Consider the following 1,193-nt stretch of genomic DNA (forward strand, 5'->3'; position numbering starts at 1 on the left):
TCAAGTCGAGGGGCGCAAGTCTAATTACGCCCCAGCATAGTGTCAAGAAATTTGGTTTATTTTTAACCACATTCCACAACACTATTTATGACGCACTTTATAGCGCGTCATTTTCCTTGTTTAGCTCTGCGCTTAGCGCCTCTACAACATCTTGTGCAGAAACACCTAAGCCGTCTTCTAAACCAGAACCTTTAGTCTTCTTAGCCTTACGTTCAGCATGGTATGCCAAACCAGTACCAGCTGGGATAAGACGACCAACAACAACGTTCTCTTTAAGACCTCGTAAGAAGTCACGTTTACCAGTCACAGCACCTTCAGTAAGTACACGTGTTGTTTCCTGGAACGATGCAGCTGAGATAAATGACTCAGTAGCAAGCGACGCTTTAGTAATACCTAGCAACTGACGCTCACATTGTGCTGGCATCTTATCGTTTGCATCAGCTTTTTCGTTCTCTTCAAGGAATTGAACGTATTCAACTTGATCACCTTTGATCAAGTCAGTATCACCTGATTGCGTAACTTCTACTTTACGTAGCATCTGACGAACAATTACTTCGATGTGCTTATCGTTAATCACAACGCCCTGCAGACGGTATACGTCTTGCACTTCGTTTGTAATGTACTTAGCAAGCTCAACAACACCTAGAAGACGCAAAATGTCGTGTGGATTTGATGGGCCATCAGAGATCACCTCACCCTTCTCTACACTTTCACCTTCAAACACGTTCATTTGACGATGCTTTGGAATCAATGCTTCATAAGCATCAGATCCGTCTTTAGGTGTTATAACAAGACGCTTCTTACCCTTGGTCTCTTTACCAAAGCTAACCACACCTGAAATCTCAGCAAGAATCGACGATTCTTTTGGCTTACGCGCTTCGAACAAGTCTGCTACGCGCGGTAGACCACCCGTGATGTCACGCGTCTTCGATGATTCCTGAGGAATACGAGCAATGATCTCACCTTGTGTTACTTGATCACCGTCACGCAAAGTCAAACTTGCATTCGCTGGCAAGAACACCTGGAATGGGGTTTCAGTCCCGTCTAGGAATACTGGATTTCCTTTCTCATCAACCAATTGAACCATCGGACGAACATCTTTACCTGATGACGGACGATCTTTTGGATCAATAATCTCTATATTAGATAAGCCAGTTAACTCATCAGTTTGGGTACGAACGGTAATACCTTCT

General features: G+C 43.8%; 1 pseudogene. It reads right to left on the bottom strand.

Annotated features, from left to right (window positions below):
• Positions 1-97: 97 nt before the first annotated feature.
• Positions 98-1,193: pseudogene (locus A3739_RS10325) on the bottom strand (DNA-directed RNA polymerase subunit beta'); the annotation flags it as partial.

The sequence above is a fragment of the Oleiphilus sp. HI0067 genome, from assembly GCF_001635735.1.